This window comes from Deinococcus wulumuqiensis R12, assembly GCF_011067105.1.
Taxonomy (GTDB): domain Bacteria; phylum Deinococcota; class Deinococci; order Deinococcales; family Deinococcaceae; genus Deinococcus; species Deinococcus wulumuqiensis.
Window position 1 is genome coordinate 2,231,341 of sequence record NZ_CP049357.1, and the last position, 24,043, is coordinate 2,255,383.

The following is a 24,043-nucleotide window of genomic DNA, read 5'->3' on the forward strand; positions in this document are numbered from 1 at the left end:
AAGCCAAGCGCACCGGAAACCAGGCGCGAAATCTGCCATGCTGGCAGCCGTATGACCTCTGCGCCCCTCAATACCGTGCCAGCCAACTCTGCCGCTGGTACACCCGCGCCTGTCACACCCGGACCCGTCACTTCGGCCTCGGCCTACACCTACGGGCCTCAGGCCGCCCGCAATCCCGACCTGGAGGTGCTGCTCACCGACGGTCAGGGGGGCTTTGCCCAGAGCAGCCTCGCCGGGGTGCCCACCCGCTGCTACTCGGGCCTGGTGGTGAGCCAGCAGCCGCCGGTGTCGCGCTTTTGCCACCTCGTTTCGCCGCTCGAACGGCTGGAGGTCGGCGGCGAAAGCGTGGACCTGCACGCGCTGGAGGTCGCGCCCGGCGTGTTCGAGGGCCGGGGCCTGGACCTGCTGACCGGGGCGACGGTCTGGGACCTGCTGCCCGAGCGTGAGCAGCTCTGGCGCGGGGTGTGGGTGCGGCGGCACGCCTGTATGCCGCAGGACTCGGGCGCCCTGGTGCTGCTCTACGAGGTCCGTTCGCGCCAGAGCGTGACCCTGACCCTCGGCGGGTTTTTCGTGGACCGCGACATGCACGCCGTTCATACGTCGGCCCCCCGCCTGCACTTCACGCCGCACGGGTCGGAGGTTCGGGTGGCCGGTGAGCGCAGCACCCGCGTCACGCTTCACACCCGGCAGGACTCGGCGGGCCGTGCCCTGGGCCAGCCGCTGATTCAGGCGCTCACGCCGCACCCGGCGCCGCAGCGGGTGTACTACCGCGCCGACGCCGCCCGGGGTGAGACGACGCACGACGTGACGCTGGGCTGCCCGCTGTGGTCGGTCACGCTGCCGCCGGGCGGGGGCGAGGTCGCGCTGGTGGTGCAGGGCGTGACTGGGCCGGGCATGACGGGGCCGGGCGTGACCGGGCCGGGCGTAACGGGGCCGGGCATGACGGGGCCGGGCACGGCGCAGCCCGCTGAGTTTTCCGACCCCTGGGCCGCTTTCGAGGCCGAGCGGACCCGTCGCCGGGCGCTGGCGGAGCGGGCCTGGCAGACCACCGGCGTGCGTGACGAACTGGTGGCGACGCTGGCGGTGGCCGCCGACGCCTACCTCGTTCGGCGCGGTGCCGGGCGCGGGGAAGCACGCGGCCTGAGCGTCATCGCCGGGTATCCCTGGTTCGCCGACTGGGGGCGCGACGCCATGATCGCCCTGTCAGGCCTGACGCTGGTGACGGGCCGACTGGAAGACGCCCGCGAGTTGCTGCTGACCTTTCTGGGCCAGCGGCGCCGGGGGCTGATTCCCAACCATTTCGACGAATCCGGGCGCGGCGCCGGGTACAACACGGTGGACGCCCCGCTGTGGCTGGCGGTGGCACTCGAACGTTATGCCCGCACCACCGGGGACGCGCTGTTCGTGCGTCAGACGCTGCCCGCGCTGCGTGAGATGCTCGGCGCTCTGGTGCAGGGCACCGACTACGGCATCGGCATGGACCCCGCCGACGCGCTGCTGCGGGCCGGGGAACCGGGCGTGCAGCTGACCTGGATGGACGTCAAGATTCACGACTGGGTGGTCACCCCGCGTCACGGCAAGCCGGTGGAGATTCAGGCGCTGTGGCTCGCGGCGCTGGGGGCCGAGCTGCGGCTGTCGCAGGCCCTGGGCGAGCCGCCGCGCTACGCCGAGGTGCTCGAACGCGCCCACCACTCGTTCAAGGCGCAGTTCTGGAACCACTCGGCGGACCTGACCGCCGCCCCCACCGCCACGCTGCTGGGCCTGGGACAGCTCGGCACCTCGCTCGGCGGGGCGCTGAGTGACGCCCTGAGCGGCGACTTCGTGCTGGAAGACGACCTGCTGCGCGATTCGTCGTCGGGTGCCCTGCTGACCACCGCCCCCTCCTCGGCGCCCACTCCCGTGTCCGGGCCACTCCCTGGGTCACTCTCCGGGCCAGGCCAGGCCGTGACCGGGGGCAACGGGCTGGGCGTAGGCCAGCGCCCCGGCACGGCCCCTGCTCAGCCAGCGGTGCTCGCCGACGTGGTGGGCGCGGGGGGCGAACAGGACCTCGCCGTGCGGCCCAACGCGGTCATCGCGCTGGCGCTGGCCGACACCCCGGTGGTGGACGAGCAGCTCGACGCGGTGCTGGCGCAGACCGAGCGCGAACTGCTCACCCCGGTGGGCCTGCACACCCTCTCGCCGCACGACCCGCGTTATCTGGGCAACTACGGCGGCCCGCAACTGCTGCGCGACGCCGCCTACCACCAGGGAACGGTGTGGCCCTGGCCGCTGGCGTCCTATGTCGAGCTGCTGCTTTCACGGGGCGAAATCAACCGCGCCCGCGCCGCGCTCGCCGGGCTGACCGGGCACGTCTGGGAAGCGGGCATCGGGCACGTTTCGGAGGTGTTCAGCGGCGACACGCTCGCGCCGGGCGGCTGTCCCTTTCAGGCCTGGAGCGTGGCCGAACTGCTGCGGGCGCACGTGCTGGTCAGCCTCAGTGAGATGCAGGTGCAGGAAGAAGCCCGCCAGAGGCTCGCCGGGCAGACCCAGAGCCGATAAACACAACGCCGGTAAACACAGAGCCGGTAAACACAACGCCGGTAAACACCGAAAAACACAAAGCCGCTGAGGGAAAAGCGTCCGGTGGCCTTTTTTCCGGGCAGGCCGGGACACTTATTCTCTTGACGTCGCCGGGACACCAACCCTAGCATCGCCTGGATGTCTCCCCTCATTCTTCCCCCGCAGGCCACCCAGGTGGGGCTGGCGGTGGACGTGGCGGCCTTCGCCATGCACGCGGGCGAGTTGCAGGTGCTGCTGATCCGGCGCGGCGAGTTGCCCCACGCCCAGACCTGGGCGCTGCCGGGCGGCTTCGTGCAGCCGGGCGAGGAACTTCACGAGGCGGCGCTGCGCGAACTGCGCACCGAAACGAGCGTCAGCCTGGAACCCCGGCACCTGGAGCAGTTTTTTACCTTCGGCGAGGTGGGCCGCGATCCGCGTGGGCGCATCGTCAGCGTGGCGCATCTGGCGGTGCTGCCACACGGCACGGTGCAGGCGCGGGCCGGGGGGCACACGGTGGGGGCCGAGTGGCTGGCCGCGCACACGCCCCCGGCGCTGGCGTTCGACCACCAGGCGATTCTGGACCGCGCCATCAAACGGCTGCAACTGCGACTCGAATACGCCAACCTCGCGCTCGAATTTCTGCCCGACACCTTTACCCTGCCCGAACTGCAAACGGTCTACGAGGCCATCGGGCACCGCGAACTCGACAAGCGCAACTTCCGCAAACGCATTCTGGCGGCCGGCATCCTGACCCCCTGCGGCGAGCGTCGCAGCGGCGTGGGCCGACCCGCTCAGCTCTACCGCCGCGCCAAGGGCACCCGCACGGCGGCGCTGTAGCATGGGCCGGTGAGCACCCCCGTCGACGACCCCGCTGGCCAGGTGGCCTCCGGATTTCAGAGCCTGCTGCCCGACATCGGCCTCGGGGGGCTGCTGGGCGTGGCGGCGGGCTACGCCGTCCGGGTGGTGGGCCGCGTGGCCCTCTTGGTCATCGGCCTCGCGTTTATCCTCGTGCAGCTTCTGGCGCACTTCGGCATCGTCACGGTGGACTGGCTGCAACTTCAGACGCTGACCGAACCCTGGTTTCGCCAGGGCCGCGAAGGACTGGGAGAATGGTTTTCGCGCGTGTTTCTCGCCAACCTGCCCTTTGCCGGGTCGTTCGCGGTGGGGTTTTTGCTGGGCCTGCGGATGAGGTAAGGGGGCAAAAGAAGGAGGCCGAAGCGTGTTGCCTCGGCCTCCTTCCTCGTCTGCCGGTTCAGTCGTCGCTGCTGCGGGCGATGCCCAGCACGTTCAGGAACTGCGCCAGCGCCATCGCAAAGCCCGCCACGTAGGTCAGGGCGGCGGCAGTGAGCACCTTCTGCGCTCCGGCCTGGGCTTCGCCGCCGCCGCTGATGCCGCGCTCCTTGAGGTACTGAAGCGCCCGGCGGCTGGCGTCGAACTCTACCGGCAGGGTCACGAGGTGAAACAGCAGCGCCGCGCCGAACAGGACCGCACCCAGCCAGATGAGGCCCGACATCTTGATGACCACGCCGACCATCAGGAGCAGCGGCGCGAGGTTCATACCGAGGCTGAGCGGCACGGCCATCTGGCCGCGCAGCACCAGCGCGGGCATCCGCACCTTGTCCTGCACGGCGTGACCGACCTCGTGAGCCGCCACCGCTATCGCGCCGATGCTGGGCACGCCGTAGGTGGATTCGGACAGCCGCACCACCTTCTGGCGCGGGTCGTAGTGGTCGCTGAGCTGCCCCGGCACCATCTCGACCGGGACGTTGTGCAGGCCGTTTTCGTCCAGCATCATCCGGGCGACTTCGGCGCCGGTCAGGTTGCGGGGGTTGCGAATGTTGCCCCACTTCCTGTAGGTGCTGCTCAGGTAGCCCTGAATCAGCATCGAGGCGACGAAAATAAGCAGAATCAGTGGGCCGTAAGGCCCCATGAAAGCGAACATGTCCATACCGGTAAGCCTCCTTCGGGGGCCAGAGATTCAGGCAACTCAGCGAGTTGACGAGTCAGAAAGGCGTTCCTCCCCCAGACGGGTCGAGGAGACACTGAAATCTTAGCGTCCCCCACTCAACTCCGGTGAGAAAAACCCCGGGCCGGTTGATTCAGGGTTTATTCCGGCCACCCCAGCGCCGGATGGGTGACGGCGGGCCAGTGAACCGGCAACGCTCGCCCATTCAGTTCGGAAACCGGCACCACCCCCACCCCCGCCCCGCAGATCCAGGCCCGCGTGACCTGCGGCAGTTCGGAGACGTGAACGGGCCGCTCGGTGTGGGGTTGCCCGGCCAGCCAGAGAGAGCGTGTGGTTCCCGGCAGTCCGCCCACAGGCACCACCAGCCGCCCACCGAGTTCCTGCCCAGCAATCTCCAACACAGGCGAGGTGCGCGAGCCGTCGGTCAGAAACCCGCCCGCGTCCGTCAGCCACCCCTCGAAGGCCCCCGCCGCCTGTGCCTGCGCCCCCGCCAGTCGGTAGGGCAGGTAATTCCCGGTCTTGTGCGCGGCGAGCTGGGGGTGCGTCTGCCAGTCGGTGAGAACGACGGACACGCCGCCTGCGGGCCGGGGGCCGGGGTTCAGGGGCCGGACACTGTGAAAGGTGCCGTCGTCGGTCACGGTGACACGCAGCAGGTGCAGGCCGGGGGGAAAGGCAGGAAGTTCGGAAGCGGGGTCAGGCAGCCCCAGAACCGCGCAAGTCCCGGACAGCCGCGCCCAGTGTTCGGGCCAGAGCAGCGCCGCGCCGCCCTGAACGCGGACAGTGGTGAAGGCGGAAGCGCCGTGCAGGGCAGCGGGCGTCTGGAGGTTGGGAGGGAGGGAAAACACTCAGCTCTCCGTACCTTCCCGAGCCAGCCGCAGCCAGTTGCCCAGCAGCACCCGCCCCGCCGGACTCAGCACGCTTTCGGGGTGAAACTGCACGCCCCAGGCGGGTTTGCCGGGCACCGCCAGCGCCATGACTTCGCCGTCCCCGCTGCGGGCGGTGACAAGCTCCTCCGGCAGCCCGCGCACCACCAGCGAGTGATAGCGCCCGAAAGCCGCGCCGGGTTCGATTCCCGCAAAGAGTCCAGTGCCGCCGTGCTGCACGCGCTCGGGCCGACCATGCACCGGCCCGGCCCGCTCGACTTGCCCGCCCAGCACCTCGCCCAGCGCCTGATGCCCCAGGCACACGCCCAGCAGCGGCACGCCGCGTTCCAGACACTGCCGGGTCAGGTCCAGCGTGCAGCCGCTCGTCTGCGGAGTACCGGGGCCGGGGCCGACGAGAACCGCGTCTGGGTGGCTGGCAAGCAGCGCGTCAGCCTCTTCGTCTTGGGAGCGCAGGTCCACCTCGGCCCCCAGCGCCAGCAGGTCGTGGGCGAGATTCCAGGTAAACGAATCGCGGTTGTCGAGCAGCAGCACCCGCAGCGGCGTTCGCGCAGGCGCGGGAGGCGAGTGCCAGGGCACACCCGGCACCGGGGGCTGCCCCGCCTGCGCCGGTCTGCCCGGCACCCCCGCCAGCACGCTCAGGAGGGCCTGCGCCTTGTGGACCGTCTCGCGGGCTTCGCGGGCGGGGTCGGCATCTATGACGGTGCCCCCGCCCGCCCGGACAGTAACCGTCCAGGTGGGGAGGGACTCAAGGCCATCTGCCATCCGCCTTCTGCCATCCGCCACAAACCCCGCCGTCCGAATCAGAATATTCACGTCCACCCGCCGCCCGCTGACCAGCCCGACGCCGCCCGTGTACCAGCCGCGCAGTCCCGGTTCGAGTGCGGCAATCGCGTCCATCACGCGGGCTTTGGGCGCACCCGTAATCGTGCCGCCGGGAAAGGTGGCGGCGAGCAGTTCGCGCAGGGTCAGCCCTGGCCGCGCCCGCGCCCGCACTTCGGAAACGAGGTGCATGACGTGGCTGTAACGCTCCACCAGCATCAGGTCGGGCACATGCACCGTGCCGGGGGCCGCCGCCGCGCCGAGATCGTGCCGCACGAGGTCCACCAGCATGGTGTGTTCGGCCACTTCCTTGGGACTGCCGCGCAACTCGGTTTCAAAGGCGGCGTCCTCGGCGGGCGTGTCCCCGCGCCGCCGCGTTCCGGCAATCGGGCGGGCGCTGATGCTCCCCTCCTCCCAGTCCACCAGCCGCTCCGGGCTGCACGACACCACCACTTCTGCGCCCAGGTCGAAAAAGGCCATGAACGGGCTGGGATTGACCTCGCGCAGCCGCAGATACGCCGCCAGCGGGTCGCCCTGCGCCGGGGCCGCCACGCCGCGTGAAAGGTTGACCTGATACACCTCGCCCGCCCGGATCAGTTCCTGAATCTGCCGCACGCCGCTCACGTAGTCCACGTCGTCCGCGCCGAAGTCGCCCACCGTCAGCGTGGGCCGGGGTGCAGGGGCACTTTTCAGCAGGGCGTCCCAGTCCAGATGCGGCTCCCCGACGACTTCCAGCGTCCCGGCTTCCCGGTCCCAGACCAGCCCCGAGGGATACCAGCCCCACCACTGCGCCGCCCCCGAAGGCGGGTGCGCGGCCAGCCCGAACTCGCGGGCGGCTTCGTACTTCAGGCCACCGAGCCACGCGGGAAAAAAGGTGCCCGTGTCAGGCCGTTCGGGGAGGGTGTGCTGGATTAGGGTAGGAGCAGCGCTCAGGAACGAAAAGCGGGCGTAGGGCAGCACCGGCCCCAGCGATTCGAGCAGGGCGAGACCGGGCAGGCCAGCGGCGCGCAGGCGCAGGAGAACGTCGGCGGGGGAAAGCACAGAGCAAGGGTAAGGGGTAGGCCCCGGCCTCAGCTTCCGTCAGGGGTCAGCCGACGCTCCAACCCCGCCTTGACCCCGGCCCACTCGCTGCTCAGGACGCTGAACACCACCGAGTCACGGGCGTAGCCGTCGGGCCGCACCTGGTATTGGCGCAGTGTGCCTTCACGCACCGCGCCCAGCTTTTCCACCGCGCGGAGGCTGCGGGCGTTGCGGCTGTCCACCTTGAACTGCACCCGGCCCGCGCCCAGCACCTCGAAGGCGCGGGTGAGCAGCAGCAGTTTGGCCTCGGGGTTGGCGAAGGTGCCCTGGCCCGGCGGCAGCAGCATGGTCCCGACCTCCACCCAGCGGTCGTCGGGCCGGGCCTCGCTGTAGCTGATGCGCCCCAGCACCTCGCCCGCTGGCCCCAGCACCGCCCAGTTCACGCGGTGCGGCGCCGCGTTCAGCCGCTCGATGTGCTCGGCCCACGCCTCGGGCGTGTTTTGCTGCGGGCCGCCCCGCGCCAGAAATTCCACCGTCTGCGTGTCGGCAGCGGCGGCCATGCGTGCGGCGTGGGCGGTGGTCAGGGCCGCCAGGACAACGAAGCGGCCCCGCATCTCTATGGGGCGCGTCCATTCCTGGGCGGGAGCGGGATGGGCAGGCAGCATGTCCCCAGGATAGGTCCGGTCAGGTCCGGCTCACCTTCTGGCGGCCCATCAGGGCGCGGCCCAGCGTGACTTCGTCGGTGTATTCCAGCGAGCCGCCCACCGGCACCCCGTAGGCGATGCGGCTGATGTCGGCCCCCAGCGGTTCGAGCAGGCGCTGAAGGTAAAGCGCGGTGGCGTCGCCTTCCACCGTCGTGCCCGTCGCCAGAATCACTTCCATGCCCTGTTGCACGCGCGGCAGCAGCGGCTTGATGTGCAGCTTGTCGGGGCCGACGCCGTTCATCGGACTCAGGACGCCGTGCAGGACGTGGTACAGCCCCCGGTACTCGCCGCTGCGCTCGATGGCGATGACGTCGCCGGGTTCTTCCACCACGCAGATGGTCTGCTGGTCGCGGCTGGTGTCGGCGCACACGTCGCATTTCTCGGCGTCGGTGATGTTGAAGCAGATGGGGCAGACGTGCAGGTCACGTTTGGCTTCCAGCAGCGCCGAAGCGAGGCGCTCGATGTCCTCACGCGGCTGCTCGAACAGGTGAAAGGCGAGCCGCTGCGCACTCTTGGGGCCGATGCCCGGCAAGCGCGAGAGTTCACGGATGAGCGAAACGAGGGAAGGAGGATATTTCATGGTTTGCCTCTGAAGGTCGAAGGGTCTAAAGGTCTAATACGGATTCCGCTTAATTCCTGCACAGTCGGGAAAGCGCCGCCTGTGCATCCATATCGCGAAATCCGTATCTTTTCCTACTCCTTTCAGTCGGATTGAATCCAGCAGATTTCTGGATTCAATCGGAATCCGTATAAGAGTCTAAGGGAAGTCTTCTTAGACCCTTAGACTCCTAGAGCAGTTCTCCGAATTACGTGATGCGCGGAACGGCACCCCGCATCACTGCATTCTCTCCTGCGGAGCTTTGCAAGTCCGCCCTGCTCAGTGTTTTGCACTCGCTCCGCTCGCCAAAAAGACGTTGCGTCTTTTTGTCAAATGCTCTAGACCCTTAGACAGCCGAGCGTCAGCGAGTGCTCAGAAGCCGGGAATGCCCAGGCCCGCCGTCGCCTCGCGTTGCAGGCCCTCGGCCTTCTCGGCGGCGTCGTTGATGGCGGCCAGAATCAGGTCCTCAAGAGCTTCCACGTCGTCGCCGTCCACGGCTTCAGGCTTGATTTTCAGGGTCTGCACCTTGCCGTGGCCGTTCATGGTGACCGTCACCAGACCGCTGGCGGTGCCTTCCACCGTCTGCGCGGCCAGGTCGTCCTGAATCTTGGTGGCGGCGAGCTGCGCCTGCTGCATCTGCTTCATCAGCTTCTTCATGTCCATACGTCCGCACAGTCTAGCGGCTGCTCTCCCCTGCCGGCAGGACACACAGCACGGTTGGGCCGGGACCGCAAGTGAAACCCGAGACCGCGCCTGACCTGTCAAATGCTAAGCTGAGCGGGATGAAGTCCCTGGCCTACAGTCTGGATGCCCTCGACGAGCGAATCTTGCAGGAATTGCAGCAGGACTCGCGCCTGAGCATGCGCGAACTCGGGCGGCGCATCGGGCTGTCGGCCCCCGCCGTGACCGAGCGGGTGCGCCGCATGGAAGACGCCGGCGTGATTCTGGGCTACGGCGTGCGCGTCGCCACCAAGCCGCTGGGCCGCTCCATCAGCGCCTTTATCGGCGTCAAGGACTCGGGCCGCAACGACCCCGCGCTGATTCGCTGGGCCAAAGACCGCGACGGCGTGCTCGAATGCCACTCGGTCACGGGCGACAACTCCTGCATGCTCAAGGTGGCCGTGTCCGACGTGGCCGAACTGGAAGAACTGCTGGGCGAACTCATCGACCTGGGCTTTACCTGCGACACGTCCATCGTGCTGAGCACGCCGCTGGAGGGGAAATTGCTGTTGCCGCCGCAGTAGGCGGATGGCAGAAGGCCGATGGCTGATGGCAAAAAGCTGAAGGCTCTCCAGTCGCACGTAGACCAAAGAGCCTTTGACTTTGGGGTGAAGCTCAGAGCAGCGGCATCAAGCAAAAGCTTTTAAGCCATCTGCTCTCTGCCATCTGCCCTTACCGGCGTCCCCCGAACATCCCGATCAGGTCGTCCAGCGCGTTGCCGTCGCCGTCACGGTCCAGGGTGCGGTTGAGGGTGCCGAGCAGGTCGCCCGCCTGTCCCATCTGCCCGCCCATCTGGGGCTGCGCCTGCCCGCCGGGGAAGCCGGGGAACATGGCCCCGCCGCTGCTCTGGGGCTGCTGGTAGGGCTGAGTCTGCTGGTAAGGCTGGCCCTGGGGCTGAGCGCCGCCGAGCATCCCGCCCAGCAGTCCGCCGAGGATGGAGCCGAGGCCACCCATCTGGCCGCCCATGCCACCGGGCAGGCCCATTTGACCGCCCATGTTGCCGCCCATCTGCCCGCCCTGGGCGCGGGAGCGGTTGCTGAGGTAGCTCAGGATCAGGGGGGCGACCATCATCAGAATCTGCATCGCCATCTGGGGGTTGATGCCGGCACGCTGGCTCAGGGCGTTGGCCGCCGCCTGCTGCCGGCCGCCGAACACGTGGCCCAGAATCTTCTGGCCTTCGTTGAGGTCAGGCATCTGGCCCTGCTGAAAGCCGAGGATGGCGCTGTCGTCGTGCTGGTTGACCGCCGCCGCGAGCGCGTCGAGGCCGCCGGGCTGCGCGGCGTTGCGGGTCATCGCGCCCAGAAGCAGGGGCACGGCGGCTTCGAGGGCCGATTCGGTCTGGCGGGGGTCGGTGCCGAGTTGGTTGCTGACCTGCTGCTGGGCCTGGCCCATACCGCCGAGCATGTTGAAAATGTCCATCATGGTGGGTGTCCTCCTGGGTGACGCTCTGGGTGAAGTGGTGTTCAGGCTAGGTCACAACCGGACCGAAACGGCCCAGGCCGGGTTGCGGGTTTGTTTATACGGATTCCGATTGAATCTGGTAGTTTCAGATTCAATCCGAGCGGATGCGAGTAGGAAAAAATACGGATTCCGCGATATGGATGCACAGGCGGCGCTTTCCCGACTGTGCAGGAATTAAGCGGAATCCGTATTAGAGGCGGAGGGCAGAGGACCGATGGCCCGCTCTGGCTCCAGCTGAGGCAAGCCATCTGCCATCTGCAATTGGCCTTCAGCCTTCCGCCATTGTGCCTATACCGCCGCGCCGCCGCTGGCCTCTATCCTCCCCTCTCCTGTTCGGCATAACGGGGTGGAGGTGGATTCTGAATGCTCTGGATGTAGGCCCTTCGGCACTGTACGCCGCACTTTTTCGGCTGGGATTCCGGCGGCAGTTCGCCTATCTGCAAGCGGCGGTGTGGGGGCTGGTCACCAACCTGTTTTTCGGGGCGCTGCGAATTTCCATTCTGCTGGCCCTCTTTGACGGCAGGCCACAAGTGGCCGGGCTGACGGGTGCGGACGCGGTCACGTATGTGGCCCTGACGCAGACCTTTATCGCGTCGTTCGCGCTGTTCGGCTGGTCCGACCTGATGCGGACGATTCACCGGGGCGAGGTCGCCACCGACCTGCTGCGCCCGCTGCCGCTGCTGGGGTTCTGGACCGCGCAGGACGCGGGGCGGGCGGCGGGACAGTTCGTGCTGCGCGGGGTGCCGATGCTGCTGCTGTTCGCGCTGCTGTGGGACGCGAGGCTGCCCGCCGACCCGCTGCCCACGGCGCTGAGCGCGGTGCTGGCGTGGGCCTGCGGCTTCGGCTACCGCTTTCTGGTCAACTGCGCGGCCTTCTGGTCCCCCGACGCGGTGGGCATCGGGCGCTTTGCCTGGGTGCTGCTGGGGCTGGGCTGCGGCTTTCTGATGCCGCTGCGCCTGTTTCCCGACCCGCTGCAAGCGGCGCTGGCCTACACGCCTTTTCCGCACATGCTGAATACGACGGTGGAACTGTGGCTGGGCCTGAAAATGGGCGCGGAAGTCTGGCAGGCGCTCGCCCTGCAAGCGGGCTGGACGCTGGCGCTGTTCGGGCTGTGCGCGTGGGTGCTGCGGCGCGGGCTGCGACGTCTGGAGGTGGCCGGAGGATGAAGAAGGTTTCCGGGTCGCCCCCCCTCCCCGACCCTCTGCAAGCAGCTCATACGAGTCCCCCGCAGGTGGGGAGGGAGCAACAACGCCTTCTGCCATCGGCCATCCGCCATCTGCACCTCTACTTCCTGCTCCTGCGCGCCCAGATGCGTTCTCAGCAGGTCTACCGGGTGTCTTTCGCGCTGGACGCGCTCGCCGCCGCGCTCATCACCTTTACCGAGTACATGGCGTTCGTGCTGGTGCTGCCACGTTTCGGGGGCCTGGGCGGGTGGTCCCTGCCCGAGATTTCGCTGCTGTACGGGCTGGCGGAACTGGGCTTCGTGGTCATGGACCTGCTGTTCGGCGGCTTCGACGCGCCCAACCTGTCCCAGCACGTCCGCACGGGCAGTTTTTCCACCTTTCTGCTGCGGCCCGCGCCGCTGGCGCTGCAAGTGTTCGGGTCGGACTTCGCGCTGCGGCGCGTGACCCGTGTGCTGCTGGCGTTGGGCATCGTCGGTTACGCGCTGAGCGGCCTGCACTTGCCTTTCACGCCGGAAACGGTGGGGCTGCTCCTGGGGTCTTTGCTGGGTCTGATTGCCTTTTTCGGCGGCCTGTTCGTCGTCGGCGGCACGCTGACCTTCTGGACGGTGGACAGCGTGGAGGCCATGAACGTGCTGACCTACGGGGGCCGCTCGCTGATTTCGTACCCGATGGATATTTACGGCGCGTTTCTCCGCAAGACCTTTACCTACGTGCTGCCCGCCGCCTTTCTCTCCTGCTTTCCGGTGCTGCACCTGCTGGGCCGCCCCCTGCCCGACGGTTTACCCCACTGGGCGGCCTTTTTGCCCCTGCCCGCCGGCCTGCTGGTGCTGTCGCTGGCCTTCGCGTTCTGGCGGCTGGGGGTGCGGCGGTATGTGGGCACGGGAAGTTGATGCAGAAGGCAGATGGCAGATGGCAGATGGCAGAAGGCCAAAAGCCATCTGCCATCCGCCCTCTGCGGCGACTGAAAGGAGCCACCCATGATTCAAGTCCACCATCTCCACAAACGATTCGCCCGCAAAGTTGCCGTCGAGGACGTTTCCTTCACCATCCCACGCGGCGAAATCGTGGGGTATCTGGGGCCGAACGGGGCGGGGAAATCCACCACCATCAAGGTGTTGACGGGGCTGCTGGTGCCCGATTCCGGCGCGGTGACGGTGGGCGGGCTGGTGCCCTGGAAACAGAGGCGGCAGCATGTGGCGCGGCTGGGCGCGGTGTTCGGGCAGCGCACGACGCTGTGGTGGGACCTGCCCGTTCAGGAGTCGCTGGCGCTTTTGCGACACATTTACCGCGTGCCCGCTGGCCGCTTTGCCGAGAATCTGGCGCACTTTACCGAACTGCTGGAGCTGGGGCCGTTTCTGGGCACGCCTGCCCGCTCGCTTTCGCTGGGCCAGCGGATGCGGGCCGACCTCGCCGCCGCGCTGCTGCACGACCCCGAACTGCTCTTTTTAGACGAACCGACGGTGGGGCTGGACGTGGTCGCCAAGGAGCGCATCCGCGAGTTCGTCCGGGCGGTCAATGCCGAGCGCGGCGTGACCGTGCTGCTCACCACCCACGACCTCGGGGACGTGGAGCGGCTCTCGCGGCGGGTGATGATGATCGACGTGGGGCGGCTGCTGTTCGACGGGCCGCTGGCGCAGTTGCAAGCGCAGTACGGCGGCGAGCGTGAGCTGTGGGTGGAGTTCGAGCAAACCCCCGCCCGTTCCGATGTGGCCGGGTTGCGGGTGCTCGCCAGTTGCGGCCCCCGCCTCCGCTACGGCTTTCGTGGGCCAGCAGCGGAGCCGATTGCGCGGGTCACGGCGCTGGCCCCCGTGCGCGACATCACGGTGCGGGAGCCGGACATAGAGGCCACCATTCGGCGGATTTACGAGGGCGGACTGCTTCACACGCCGTCGTAGCATCGGGCCATGTCCACACCCGTTGCGCCCCTTTTTCTGACCTCCTGGAGCGGCGGCAAAGACAGCGCCCTCGCCTACTGGCACGCCTGCCGGACTGGGCGGCCCCTCGCGCTCATCAGCATGCTCAACGAGACGGGAGAACGCTCCGGGGCACACGGTCTGCGGCCCGAAATCTTCGAAGCGCAGGCGGCGGCCCTCGGCGTTCCGCTGTGGCAGGGGCGCGCGGGCTGGACGGGCTACGAGGAGGCATTTTCGGCGCTGCTGCGGCGGGGCCGGGAAGCAGGCGCCACCGAGGTCGTGTTTGGCGACATAGACCTCGCCGAGCACCGCGCCTGGGAGGAACGGGTCTGCGGGGCCGCTGGACTCACCGTCCATCTGCCGCTGTGGGAACGCCCACGCCGCGAACTGGTGGAAGAAGGGCTGCGCCTCGGCCTGCGGGCCATGATTGTCGCCGTGCGGGACGCTTCCCTGCCCGCCGACCTGCTGGGCCGCACGCTGGACGCGCCGCTGCTGGGCGAACTCGAACGCCTGGGGGCCGACCCCTGCGGCGAGAACGGCGAGTACCACACGGTTCTCTATGCCCACCCGCTGTTCAGCGCCCCGCTGCGGCTCCAGCCTGGGGCCACCTCGCGCAGCGGCGAAGGCGACTGGGCCATGACCACGCTGGAGGTGAAGCTGAGCCAGCTGCCGTTCTCCGGTGCTGGCCCAGGGTTCAGGAGTCGGTAGGCTTCAGGAAAAGCGGGGGGGATCAACTGCTCCCAGTGTCACAGCTGCCTGCGCTGCCCTGGGACATGTCGCAGCTTGCGGAAGTGTCGGCGGCACTGAAGAGAAAGACGTTCGCCATCTCCATGTCCCCGGCGCCCCGCTTACCTCTGACCGGCACGCGTGGGCGAGCAGTGCGGCCCAACGCGCGAAAAATGAGGATTCCGAGCACCAGCATCAGCAAAGCGAACCACAGCAGAACGTTCATTTCTGGCCTCCTTTGTCCTGTGCAGCCAGTACGCGCTCGCCCCGCCACAGGTTCCCGGCCTGTCACCGAATCGCGGGCACCTCGTCACTTGGGTGCTGCGGCACGGCGGGCGGCGTGACCTCCAGGCCCATGTCTTCCCCTGCCCATGTCATAAAGGCCTGGAGGCCCCGGCGAAAGAGGGGCGGACGCTTCTCGCGCTTGCCGAGTTTTTTGGGCTTGCCTGTTCTGGGGTTGAGTTCGGCGGGCAGTTCGGGCACCAGCGCCCAGTTCACGTTCATCGGCTGGAAGCCCCTGGGGTTGGCTGAAGCGAGGTAGCGCGTCAGGCCGCCCAGCATGGATTCTGCGGGTGGGGTCAGCGGCGCCAGCCCCAACGCCAAACGCGCCGCGTTCGTGCCCGCCAGCCAACCCGTCGCGCTCGATTCCAGATAGCCCTCGGTGCCCGCCAGCACGCCCGCCACCAGTTTCTGCGGGTCGGCGCGGAGTTGCAGCGTAGAGTCGAGCACTTCCGGCGCGTTCAGGTAGGTGTTGCGGTGCATCACGCCGTAGCGCACGATGTCGGCGTTTTGCAGGCCCGGAATCAGCCGCACCACGGTCTGCTGGTCGCCCCATTTCAGCCCGGTCTGAAAGCCCACCAGCGACCACATCCGGCCCTCTTTGTCCTCCTGCCGGAGCTGCGCCACCGCGTAGGGCCAGCGCCCGGTCCTGGGGTCGTCCAGACCTTTGGGCGACATCGGGCCAAAGCGCGGCGTGTCCACCCCCCGGCGGGCGATTTCCTCAATCGGCATGCAGCCTTCGAAGAATTCCAGCTTTTCCCAGTCGTGCGGCGTGTGGCTCCTGGCCTGTTCCAGCGCCCCGAAAAACGCCAGATACTCTTCCTTCGTAAAGGGGCAGTTGATGTAATCGGCGCTCTGGTCGTAGCGCCCGGCCCGCCACGCCACGCTCATGTCGATAGAGTCCACGTCGATGACGGGGGCGGCGGCGTCGTAGAAACTCAGGCGCTCGCTGCCGGTCAGCCGGATGAGATCGGCGGCAAGCGCGTCCGAGGTCAGCGGCCCGGAGGCGACGACGCAGATGCCTTCCGGCACGGCCTCCACCTCGCCCTCCACCACCTCGACGAGGGGATGGTTCCTGACCCGCGCCGTCACGCGCTCGCTGAAGGCGTCACGGTCCACCGCCAGCGCGTTTCCGGCGGGCACGCGGCTCTCGTCGGCGGAGGTCACGATGGCCGCGCCCACCGAGCGCATTTCGGCTTGCAGCAGGCCCTTGCTCTGCATCTCGCCCTCGCCGCCCAGACTGGTCGAGCAGACAAGTTCGGCAAAGTTCGCGGTGCGGTGCGCGGGGGTCATCTTCTGCGGGCGCATCTCGAACAGTCGCACGCGTACGCCGAGGCGGGCGGCGGCCAGCGCCGCTTCGGAGCCTGCAAGCCCCGCGCCGATCACGGAAATGGTGGGGAGGTCAGTCATGCTGGGAAGTGTAGAGGGGAGAGGGGAAAAGAGAGGGCGAGGCAGATGCCAAATACGGATTCCGCTTCATTCCTGCACAGTCGGGAAAGCGCCGCCTGTGCATCCATATCGCAGAATCCGTATTTTTTCCTACTCGCATCCGCTCGGATTGAATCTGAAACTACCAGATTCAATCGGAATCCGTAAAAGCCGCCGCTTTCCCTCTCTTTTTCCGTCGTCCATCACCTTTCCGGCGTGCCGCCCAGCGCCGCCTTGACCCGGCTCAGCCCCTCGTAGGTCAGCACCCGGAAGGCGTAGAGGCGGTCAGCGGGCGTGGGCAGGGTGAGGTCGAAGCCCGTTTCCCGCGCCGGAACGCTCACGGCGTCCACGCCGTAGCCCCGAAACAGCGCCTGTGCCCGGCGCGAGTGCCAGGGCGACGTGACCAGCAGCACCCGCCGCCAGCCGTTTTGCCGCGCCAGGCCGCGCACGCGGGCGGCCTCGTCGCGGGTGGTGGTCACGCTGGGCAGGGTCAGCAGCTTCGGCCCCTGGTCGCCGTACAGCGCGGCCACTTCGGCGCGTTGCAGGGTGCTGAGCTTGGGGCAGTCCCTCGGTCCCAGCCGCCCCGACTGCTCGGAAACCGTCAGCAGCGGCGCGTACCCGGCCCGCCACAGTTCCAGCCCCCGCGTCAGGCGGGAGAGGCTCGCGCCGTTCATGCTGCCCGTCCCGCACTGAATCCCCGCCCCCAGCACCACGATGGCGTCGGCCTTCACGGGCGGCTGCGACACGACGAGCGCCGAGAGCGGCCCGCGCAGCACCGGGGTCAGCAGGCACGCGGCGAGCACACCCGCCAGCACCCCCGCCCCGCCGAGCAGCAGGCGCCGGGAAAGCGAAAATGCCCCCGCCAGCCCCCCCAGCCCCAGCACGGTCAGCAGCAGCGGCCCCGTCGCCCGGAGTTCACCGAACAGCGCCAGCAGCGGCAGCGTCAGTCCCGCGACGAGTAGGCCGAGCAGGGCTCCGCGCAGGCGGGGGGAGAGTGAGCGGCAGGAGAGCGAAGCGGGCGAGACGGGCACACCCTCAGGCATCGCTGCCCTTTGTGCCGGGTGGGCGGAGTTCGGCGGCGTGTTCCACGTTCTCGACCTGTACCCAGCGGCGAGGGTAGGGCGCGGCGAGTCCGGCGTCTTGCAGGGCTTCCTTGGCCGCCTCGCGCAGTTGCATGGTCACCACCGGGTACGCCTTGACGTTCTCGTCGGTCACGTAGAACCGCAAAATCAGCTCCAGGTGGCTCTCGTTGACCTGCCGCACCAGCACCACCGGGGCGGGGTCTTTCTCGACCTTCGGGTGCGCGGCCATCACGTCCAGCAGCAGGGCGCGGGCCTCGGGCACCCGCTCGGCGTAGGCCAGGGGCAGCGGCACGTTCAGGCGCAGCCGCCCGCCCGCCGTCAGGTTGACCACCGTGGCCCCGGCGATTTCCTTGTTGGGAATGCTGACCGCCTCGTTGTCGCGGGTCACGATGCGGGTGGTGCGCAGCGTCAGCCCGTGCACCTGCCCCTCGTAGTCGCGCACCCGAATCCAGTCGCCGATGCGAAAGGGCCGGTCGAGCAGCAGCGTCACCCCGCTGATGAGGTTCGCCAGAATGTCCTGCGCGGCAAACCCCACCGCCAGCCCCGCCACGCCCAGACCGCCCAGAATCGGCAGCAGGTCGATGCCGAACTGCCGGAACATCAGGTAGATGCCGGTCAGCACCCACACCGCCCGCACCGCGTTGCTCAGCAGCAGCGAGAGGCTGGCGTCCAGACCCCAGGCGTTGGCCTGCCGGTGCAGCAGATGGTGAATGAGCGCCCAGCCGCCGAAAATCAGCAGCAGCAGCACGTACACCCGGAAAATGGCCGGAATAGAGGGCGTGAGCGCCGGAAACAGCCCCGCCACCGAAATGGCCGTAAGCAGCAGGAACGTCAGCCGCAGAACGCGCCGCAGGGTCTGGCGCAGCACCGGATGGGCGTCCGGCGGCCCGAAGCGGCCCAGCAGCCACAGCAGCAGCCGGGTCAGGCCCCAGAACACCACCGCGTAGACGGCGACGAGCAGCAGCGAGAGCAGCAGTTCGGGGCCGTAGTCGGTCAGGAAGCGCCCGGCGTCGGCCTGTACGCTGCGCCCCAGCTCCAGCAAGGCGTCCAGACCAAGGAGGCGCGATTTGTCCAGGCTCATGGGGAAAGTTTAGGGGGCGAAGGTCAGGGCAAGAGGGCCTTGCCGGGCGGGGGGTCTCCTTTCTGGCTTTTTACCGTCCGGCCCTCACTCGTCGAGGTCCCAGCCGCTTCCGGCTTTCCCCTGACGCCGCTCCTTTTTCCGCGCTTCCTTGCCTTTTTTCCGCTGTGGGCGGGGCGGCAGTTGCAGGTCGTAGAGGCGTCCGGGGTCGCAGGGGGCAGGCACTTCGCCGAGGCGCTCGCCGGGGTCGGCGGTGCGGAGGTTGCCTGCCGGGTGCAGGTGCCTTTCCCCGCAGTAGGGGCACTCGCCCACCACCCAGAACATCACCCGCGTGCCGGGCAGGTCGCGCAGGGTGACGAAAGCGGGCTGGGGGGTGCGGCGGTCTTTCTTGCCCATGCCCGGATGCTAGAGCAGTTCTCCGAATTACGTGATGCGCGGAACGGCACCCCGCATCACTCCATTCTCCGCCCTGCTCAGTGTTTTGCACTCGCTCCGCTCGCCAAAAAGACGTTGCGTCTTTTTGTCAAATGCTCTAGGGCGCCACGGCAGGGGCGTTTGTGGTGCGGAGCGCCTCCCGTTAGCCTCCGACCAGCACAGAGGGCGCACCGGCTGAACCCCCGCGCCGCGTCTGTTCCCCTGCTCACCCTGAGCGTCCGGGAGGGCGTGCTAGCATCACGCCATGCCCTGAACAGGGTACGTCGCCTGCCTTCTCACAAATGCGCTGCCATGCGTGTTTGGGGGAATTTTTCGTTTAGGGAGGCCGCTTTGACCACACCTCCCGACGCGGGGCGAGATTTTCCGGGAGGTGTTTTGCCGTGACCACGAAGTCCAGCCACCCAACGCGCACGCAGGCGCTCCAGCACCGTCAGGCCGCCGAACTCCGCGCCGGTGCCGACCTGCTGACGCTGCGGGCGCAACTGCACCGCGCCGAAAAGGAAGCCCGCCGCGCCCCCACACCGGCCCCCACGCGTCCCAAGACGCAGCAGCCCGTCAAACCCCAGCGCGTGCAGGAACTCGCGGGCGTGGACACCGACGACTTTTTGCTGTCGCGCGCCCTGCGCCAGTTGCGTGACGCCGTGTACGACAGCCGCTACCACGTCTGCCCCCACGCCGTGCAGCACGCCCGCGCCGAGGGGTTCATGGAAAGCGACATCATGCACGTGCTGCTCACGGGCCGGGTCCGGGCGGTGTACCCCGAAGACCGCCGCTGGCTGGTGTGCGGCTACTTCGAGGCCCACGGCATCCGGCTGCCGCTGCATGTCGCCGTGCAGCATTACGCGGGCGGCCACATCGACATCGTGACCGCCTTCGTGCCCAAAAACCCCCACCACATCATCAGCCGCGCCCGCCTCGCCCTGCTGGTGCGCTACGACGACGAAAAGGTCAAGGCGCGGGAGGCCGTGAAGGGAAACAAGGTGGGGTACAAGGGGAAGGGGGGCTGGAAGTGATGCGGATGGCGGATGGCTGATGGCGCGCTTTGGCTAAAGCTCAAGCTGGCCTTCTGCCTTCAGCCTTCTGCACCCACTCTGCTCCACTCCGCCGCCTGCCGCAAAGCTGCTGCCGCCGCTTCCACCTCGTCCCGCGTGGTCGCCGCGCCGAAGGAAAAGCGCAGTGAGGCCCGCGCCTGCGCCTCCGTCAGGCCGACAGCGGTCAGGACATGGCTGGCCTGCATGGTGCCCGCGCTGCACGCGCTGCCCGCACTGACCGACACGCCGAGCATGTCCAGATTCATCAGCAAGGCCTCGCCGTCGGCTCCCTCCAGCGTTAGGTTGACCACCTTGGGGCTGCCGTCTGCCGGGTGGTTGAAGCTCAGGCCCGGCACGTCCCGCACCGCGTTCACGAAGGCTGACTGCATCTCGCGCAGGTGGGCGAACGTCGCTTCCCGCGCCGCCTCTGCCCCGGTGAGCGCCACGCCCGCCGCGTAGACGCCCGCCGTGTTCTGCGTGCCGGGGCGCAGGCCGCCTTCCTGCCCGCCGCCGAGGGTGACGGGCGGCAACTCGGCGCCGCGCCGCACGTACAATGCGCCCACCCCACGCGGCCCGCCCCACTTGTGGGCGCTGAAGGTGGCAAACGTCACGCCCCAGCCCGGCAGGTCCACCGGCAAGACGCCCGGCGCCTGCACCGCGTCGGTGTGGTACGGCACGCCCCGCGCGGCGGCGACGGCGGCGAGGTCGGCAGTGGGCTGCACGGTGCCCAGTTCGTTGTTCGCGTGGTGAATGCTGACGAGCGCGGTGTCGCCCCGCAGGGCTTCGGCCAGTTGGTCCGGCGCGTAGTGCCCCCAGCGGTCGGGCGTGAGCCACGTCACGTCCCAGCCCCGCGCCGCCAGTTGCCGGGCAGGGGCCAGCACCGCCGAGTGTTCGGTGGGCGTGGTGACGAGGTGGCCTGGCCCGCCGCGCCGCTCCTCCCACGCCTGCGCCAGGCCCAGCAGCACATGGTTGTCGCCCTCGGTGCCGCCGCTGTTCAGCGTCAGCGTGCGGGGGTCCACGCCGAACGCGGCGGCCATTCGCGCCCGGCCTTCCTCCAGCTTCTCGCGGGCGGCCTGCCCCGCCGCGTGGACACTGGCCGGGTTGCCCGGCAACGCGGCGGCCTCGGCGTAGGCGGCGAGCGCAGCGGGGGTCATGGGGTGGGTGGCGGCGTAGTCGAGGTAAATCATGTTGATAGTTGATGGTAGATGGTTGATGGAAGGTCAGGGCCTACGCTTCTTTTTCCATCAACCATCAACTAGAGCATTTGACAAAAAGACGCAACGTCTTTTTGGCGAGCGGAGCGAGTGCAAAACACTGAGCAGGGCGGAGAATGGAGTGATGCGGGGTGCCGTTCCGCGCATCACGTAATTCGCAGAACTGCTCTATTGACCATCGACATCCTTCTTGAGCCGCATCAGAATCGCGCCCATGCCGCGCAGACGCATCGGGGTAATCAGTTCGGTCAGGCCCATGTCCATATAAAAGTTGTCGGGCACGTTCAGGATGGTTTCGGGCGTCTCGCCGCTCAGCGCTTCGTGCAAAATCCCGGCGTAACCGCGCACGGTGGGGGCGTCCTCGGGCACCTTGAAGTGCAGGTTGACCCGCCCGGCGTCGTCCTTTTCGGTCACCAGAAAAAAGGGACTGGAGCACTCGGGCACGGGTTTGAGGAACTCGGGGTGCTCGGCGTACTTCTGGGGCAGGGGGGGCAGCTTGCGGCTGTATTCGAGCAGCGCTTGCAGGCGCATGGCCTTGGGCACGGTCTTGAACATGCCCACGATGTTCTGGAGTTTTTCCGGCAGGGGAGCGGCGGGAGCAGTCATGCCGCCAATCTACCCCGCACCCCCCCAGCGCGAGAGTGAGGTCTGTACAGTTGACCTCTTTTGTCAATTGAGCTCGCGGGCTACACTCTGCTCTATGGATTACGCCAAAGACGTGTTGGTGAGCACCGAGTGGGCCGCGCAGAACCTCCAGACGCCGGGGGTGCGCTTTGTCGAGGTGAACGAGGACATCCTCCTCTACGAGACCGGCCACCTGCCCGGCGCCGTCAAGCTCGACTGGCAGGCCGACCTGTGGCACCCGGTGGAGCGCGACTTTATCGAGCCGCAGCAGGTCAGCGAGCTGCTGGGCAAGCTGGGCATCGGGGCCGACGACACCATCGTGCTCTACGGCGACAAGAGCAACTGGTGGGCGAGCTACGCCTACTGGTTCCTGAGCTACAGCGGCGTGAGCCACCTCAAAATCATGAACGGCGGGCGCCAGAAGTGGGTCGCCGAAGGGCGCGAGCTGACCACCGACGCCCCCACCGTCACCGCGACCACCTACCCCGCCCTGCAACGCGACGAGTCGCTGCGGGCCTACCGCGATGAAGTGCGGGCGCACCTCGAAAGCGTGAACAACGGCCAGGGCGCGATGGTGGACGTGCGCAGCCCCGACGAGTTCTCCGGCAAGGTCACCCACATGCCCAACTACCCGCAGGAAGGCGTGCTGCGCGGCGGCCACATCCCCGGCGCCCGTAACATTCCCTGGGCGAAGGCCACCAACGAGGACGGCACCTTCAAGTCCGCCGACGAGCTGAAGGCCCTCTACGAAGGCGAAGGCGTGACCGCCGACAAGGACGTGATCGCCTACTGCCGCATCGCCGAGCGCTCCAGCCACAGCTGGTTCGTGCTGCGCGAGCTGCTGGGCTACCCCAAGGTCCGCAACTACGACGGCAGCTGGACCGAATGGGGCAACGGCGTGGGCCTGCCCATCGCAAAGACCTACAGCGAGGAATAAGCCTCCCCTCCCTGCTGTCACTCTGACAGGTCCCTGACAACGGCGTTCCGGCGCCGGGCGGGGGCCTTCTTTATGGTTTTGGCGTCGGGGACGCCTTTCCCCACCACCGGGGGGGGCGGAGGCGGCGGGGGGTGAAGTAGACTTGCCTCCATGTTGAAACTCCTGCTCCTTGCCGTGCTGGTCATCGTGGGCGTGCTGGTGCTGCTGCGCGTGCTGCGCGGGGGCAGTGGCGCGGCCCCGGGGAGCAGCAGGCCGCCCGGCACCCGGCACCTGGACGAAGACACCGCCGTGCGCCCCGACATCGACCCGCAGGCCCTGGCCCGCGCCCGCGCCCAGGTCGCCCCCGCCGTGCCCGACGCCGTGCTCTCCGACGCGCTGCTCGACGCCACCCCCAAGCAGGTCGCGCAGATGTTCTCTGCCGTGCCTGCCGACGTTATGGCCAACGCCATGGGCCAGAACACGGGCCGGGGCGGAACGGTGCAGGTCCAGGGTCAGGCCACCGCGCAGGACATGGCCCAACTGAGGAACCTGAGCAGCGCCGTGGACGAGCTGGACATCTGGAACTTCGGCGACGACACGCCGGGCAAGTCCCACAAAGCCTGAGCGGGGGAAAGAGAAGAAGACCGGGGAGGGTGGCCCGGTCTTTTTTGGTTTGGGGATTGCGGAGGGTTAGTAAACTGCCCTCACCTCGCCCGTCGTCAGCTGCCCCTTGATGCCGTGCTGGTGCGAAGGCTTGGGCGTCCCACGTGAGTTTTCGGATCAAAGTGAGAGAATCCCGCTGAAAAAACGCTAGAGTATCAGTAGTATTTGAAACCTCGAAATTACGACATACATCGTGTTGTAGGTGGTGACCATGTCCAGCAGTAAAAAACTAGAAGTGAAAGATCAGAGCGTTCAGTTTCATATTAATCTTATGCAATCCACAATTTCGAGAATGGCCAACAGTAGTGCTGCCTGCAAAACTGCCGCAGTAGCAATAGTATCCTTATTAGTTACACTATCGCCAGAGGATTTTAGGAAGGATGCTATATTATTAGCAATTCTGCCGATAATATCCTTCGCCTCTATGGATACTTACTATCTGTCATTAGAAAAAGACTTGAGAAGTCAGTATAATGAGTTTGTTGCAAAACTCCATATGGGAACATTGGAAGAGGGCGAGTTATATAGAATCACAGCTCGTAATACGAGATTCTATAAACAGATTGTTTCCCCATCAATCTACATTTATTATGGCTCAATGTTAATAATGTCTATCCTGGCTAGATTGACAATATTAAAGTAGTTCTGGACACTTGATTGCGCTAAATATTATCGAAACTTAATTAGTTGAGACTTCTGCAGGGTTACAGAATTTTTCGCCTGTCAAAATTATCGTTCAGATCGATACCGGATTGCTTTA

General features: G+C 67.3%; 26 protein-coding genes. 12 read left to right on the plus strand and 14 right to left on the minus strand.

Features of this window, described 5'->3' with window-relative positions:
• Positions 1 to 51: 51 nt before the first annotated feature.
• The 3 genes from G6R31_RS10805 (at position 52) to G6R31_RS10815 (ending at position 3,732) form a co-directional block, all read left to right on the plus strand.
• Positions 52 to 2,538, plus strand: a complete 2,487-nt coding sequence (locus G6R31_RS10805) for an amylo-alpha-1,6-glucosidase (RefSeq protein ID WP_017869702.1) — start codon at positions 52 to 54, stop codon at positions 2,536 to 2,538.
• A gap of 159 nt (positions 2,539 to 2,697) precedes the next feature.
• Positions 2,698 to 3,375 (plus strand): NUDIX hydrolase, encoded by a 678-nt coding sequence (locus tag G6R31_RS10810; protein ID WP_017869701.1) that lies wholly within the window; start codon positions 2,698 to 2,700, stop codon positions 3,373 to 3,375.
• 9 nt (positions 3,376 to 3,384) lie between these two features.
• Entirely contained in the window at positions 3,385 to 3,732 is a 348-nt protein-coding gene (locus tag G6R31_RS10815) for an FUN14 domain-containing protein (RefSeq protein WP_017869700.1), read from the plus strand.
• Positions 3,733 to 3,790: 58 nt separating this feature from the next.
• On the opposite strand, the gene G6R31_RS10820 is transcribed toward G6R31_RS10815, so the two are convergent.
• The 6 genes from G6R31_RS10820 to G6R31_RS10845 all read right to left on the minus strand — a co-directional run bounded on the left by G6R31_RS10820 (position 3,791) and on the right by G6R31_RS10845 (position 9,192).
• On the minus strand, positions 3,791 to 4,486 hold the full coding sequence (locus G6R31_RS10820; protein WP_017869699.1) for a zinc metallopeptidase: 696 nt from the start codon (positions 4,484 to 4,486) through the stop codon (positions 3,791 to 3,793).
• A gap of 158 nt (positions 4,487 to 4,644) precedes the next feature.
• Positions 4,645 to 5,349, minus strand: a complete 705-nt coding sequence (locus G6R31_RS10825; protein ID WP_017869698.1) for an aminotransferase class IV — start codon at positions 5,347 to 5,349, stop codon at positions 4,645 to 4,647.
• Positions 5,350 to 7,248 (minus strand): aminodeoxychorismate components I/II, encoded by a 1,899-nt coding sequence (locus G6R31_RS10830; RefSeq protein WP_017869697.1) that lies wholly within the window; start codon positions 7,246 to 7,248, stop codon positions 5,350 to 5,352.
• A gap of 29 nt (positions 7,249 to 7,277) precedes the next feature.
• Complete coding sequence (locus G6R31_RS10835) at positions 7,278 to 7,892, minus strand: GNAT family N-acetyltransferase (RefSeq protein WP_025567583.1); 615 nt, start codon at positions 7,890 to 7,892, stop codon at positions 7,278 to 7,280.
• A 19-nt stretch (positions 7,893 to 7,911) separates the two neighbouring features.
• Complete coding sequence (recR, locus tag G6R31_RS10840; protein WP_017869695.1) at positions 7,912 to 8,511, minus strand: recombination mediator RecR; 600 nt, start codon at positions 8,509 to 8,511, stop codon at positions 7,912 to 7,914.
• Between the two features lie 390 nt (positions 8,512 to 8,901).
• Positions 8,902 to 9,192 carry a YbaB/EbfC family nucleoid-associated protein gene (locus G6R31_RS10845; RefSeq protein WP_017869694.1) on the minus strand — a complete coding sequence of 97 codons (291 nt, stop codon included), beginning with the start codon at positions 9,190 to 9,192 and terminating at the stop codon, positions 8,902 to 8,904.
• Between the two features lie 119 nt (positions 9,193 to 9,311).
• Between G6R31_RS10845 and G6R31_RS10850 the strand changes: the two genes are divergently transcribed.
• Complete coding sequence (locus G6R31_RS10850) at positions 9,312 to 9,773, plus strand: Lrp/AsnC family transcriptional regulator (RefSeq protein ID WP_017869693.1); 462 nt, start codon at positions 9,312 to 9,314, stop codon at positions 9,771 to 9,773.
• Between the two features lie 148 nt (positions 9,774 to 9,921).
• Here G6R31_RS10850 and G6R31_RS10855 read toward each other — a convergent pair whose 3' ends face one another.
• On the minus strand, positions 9,922 to 10,671 hold the full coding sequence (locus tag G6R31_RS10855) for a DUF937 domain-containing protein (RefSeq protein ID WP_017869692.1): 750 nt from the start codon (positions 10,669 to 10,671) through the stop codon (positions 9,922 to 9,924).
• Positions 10,672 to 11,159: 488 nt separating this feature from the next.
• Here G6R31_RS10855 and G6R31_RS10860 point away from each other — a divergent pair, with 488 nt between their 5' ends.
• From G6R31_RS10860 to G6R31_RS10875, 4 genes are all read left to right on the plus strand, one after another.
• Positions 11,160 to 11,876 carry an ABC transporter permease gene (locus G6R31_RS10860; protein ID WP_017869691.1) on the plus strand — a complete coding sequence of 239 codons (717 nt, stop codon included), beginning with the start codon at positions 11,160 to 11,162 and terminating at the stop codon, positions 11,874 to 11,876.
• Positions 11,873 to 12,784 (plus strand): ABC transporter permease, encoded by a 912-nt coding sequence (locus G6R31_RS10865; protein ID WP_152423511.1) that lies wholly within the window; start codon positions 11,873 to 11,875, stop codon positions 12,782 to 12,784. The genes G6R31_RS10860 and G6R31_RS10865 overlap by 4 nt, the downstream gene beginning before the upstream one ends.
• 87 nt (positions 12,785 to 12,871) lie before the next feature.
• Positions 12,872 to 13,789: an ABC transporter ATP-binding protein gene (locus G6R31_RS10870; RefSeq protein WP_017869689.1), complete on the plus strand. Its 918-nt coding sequence runs from the start codon at positions 12,872 to 12,874 to the stop codon at positions 13,787 to 13,789.
• A gap of 9 nt (positions 13,790 to 13,798) precedes the next feature.
• Positions 13,799 to 14,515, plus strand: coding sequence for a Dph6-related ATP pyrophosphatase (locus G6R31_RS10875; RefSeq protein ID WP_017869688.1), 717 nt, complete (start codon positions 13,799 to 13,801; stop codon positions 14,513 to 14,515).
• 22 nt (positions 14,516 to 14,537) lie between these two features.
• On the opposite strand, the gene G6R31_RS10880 is transcribed toward G6R31_RS10875, so the two are convergent.
• The 5 genes from G6R31_RS10880 to G6R31_RS10900 all read right to left on the minus strand — a co-directional run bounded on the left by G6R31_RS10880 (position 14,538) and on the right by G6R31_RS10900 (position 18,796).
• Positions 14,538 to 14,759 (minus strand): hypothetical protein, encoded by a 222-nt coding sequence (locus G6R31_RS10880; RefSeq protein WP_017869687.1) that lies wholly within the window; start codon positions 14,757 to 14,759, stop codon positions 14,538 to 14,540.
• Positions 14,760 to 14,821: 62 nt separating this feature from the next.
• On the minus strand, positions 14,822 to 16,222 hold the full coding sequence (gene trmFO, locus G6R31_RS10885; RefSeq protein ID WP_029732931.1) for a methylenetetrahydrofolate--tRNA-(uracil(54)-C(5))-methyltransferase (FADH(2)-oxidizing) TrmFO: 1,401 nt from the start codon (positions 16,220 to 16,222) through the stop codon (positions 14,822 to 14,824).
• A 221-nt stretch (positions 16,223 to 16,443) separates the two neighbouring features.
• Positions 16,444 to 17,271 carry a YdcF family protein gene (locus G6R31_RS10890; protein WP_017869685.1) on the minus strand — a complete coding sequence of 276 codons (828 nt, stop codon included), beginning with the start codon at positions 17,269 to 17,271 and terminating at the stop codon, positions 16,444 to 16,446.
• A gap of 4 nt (positions 17,272 to 17,275) precedes the next feature.
• Positions 17,276 to 18,403, minus strand: coding sequence for a mechanosensitive ion channel family protein (locus G6R31_RS10895; protein ID WP_017869684.1), 1,128 nt, complete (start codon positions 18,401 to 18,403; stop codon positions 17,276 to 17,278).
• An 84-nt stretch (positions 18,404 to 18,487) separates the two neighbouring features.
• Complete coding sequence (locus G6R31_RS10900; RefSeq protein ID WP_017869683.1) at positions 18,488 to 18,796, minus strand: RING finger protein; 309 nt, start codon at positions 18,794 to 18,796, stop codon at positions 18,488 to 18,490.
• A 419-nt stretch (positions 18,797 to 19,215) separates the two neighbouring features.
• Between G6R31_RS10900 and G6R31_RS10905 the strand changes: the two genes are divergently transcribed.
• Positions 19,216 to 19,848 carry a DUF4258 domain-containing protein gene (locus G6R31_RS10905; protein WP_017869682.1) on the plus strand — a complete coding sequence of 211 codons (633 nt, stop codon included), beginning with the start codon at positions 19,216 to 19,218 and terminating at the stop codon, positions 19,846 to 19,848.
• A 59-nt stretch (positions 19,849 to 19,907) separates the two neighbouring features.
• Here the strand turns inward: G6R31_RS10905 and G6R31_RS10910 are convergent, their stop codons facing one another.
• Positions 19,908 to 21,053 (minus strand): cysteine desulfurase family protein, encoded by a 1,146-nt coding sequence (locus G6R31_RS10910; RefSeq protein WP_017869681.1) that lies wholly within the window; start codon positions 21,051 to 21,053, stop codon positions 19,908 to 19,910.
• Positions 21,054 to 21,248: 195 nt separating this feature from the next.
• Positions 21,249 to 21,686: a SufE family protein gene (locus G6R31_RS10915; protein WP_017869680.1), complete on the minus strand. Its 438-nt coding sequence runs from the start codon at positions 21,684 to 21,686 to the stop codon at positions 21,249 to 21,251.
• 94 nt (positions 21,687 to 21,780) lie between these two features.
• Between G6R31_RS10915 and G6R31_RS10920 the strand changes: the two genes are divergently transcribed.
• The 3 genes from G6R31_RS10920 to G6R31_RS10930 all read left to right on the plus strand — a co-directional run bounded on the left by G6R31_RS10920 (position 21,781) and on the right by G6R31_RS10930 (position 23,926).
• A complete protein-coding gene (locus G6R31_RS10920; protein ID WP_017869679.1) occupies positions 21,781 to 22,641 on the plus strand; it encodes a sulfurtransferase in 861 nt (286 codons plus the stop codon).
• A 150-nt stretch (positions 22,642 to 22,791) separates the two neighbouring features.
• Positions 22,792 to 23,244: a hypothetical protein gene (locus G6R31_RS10925; protein ID WP_017869678.1), complete on the plus strand. Its 453-nt coding sequence runs from the start codon at positions 22,792 to 22,794 to the stop codon at positions 23,242 to 23,244.
• A 250-nt stretch (positions 23,245 to 23,494) separates the two neighbouring features.
• Complete coding sequence (locus G6R31_RS10930; protein WP_152423509.1) at positions 23,495 to 23,926, plus strand: hypothetical protein; 432 nt, start codon at positions 23,495 to 23,497, stop codon at positions 23,924 to 23,926.
• Positions 23,927 to 24,043: the final 117 nt, after the last annotated feature.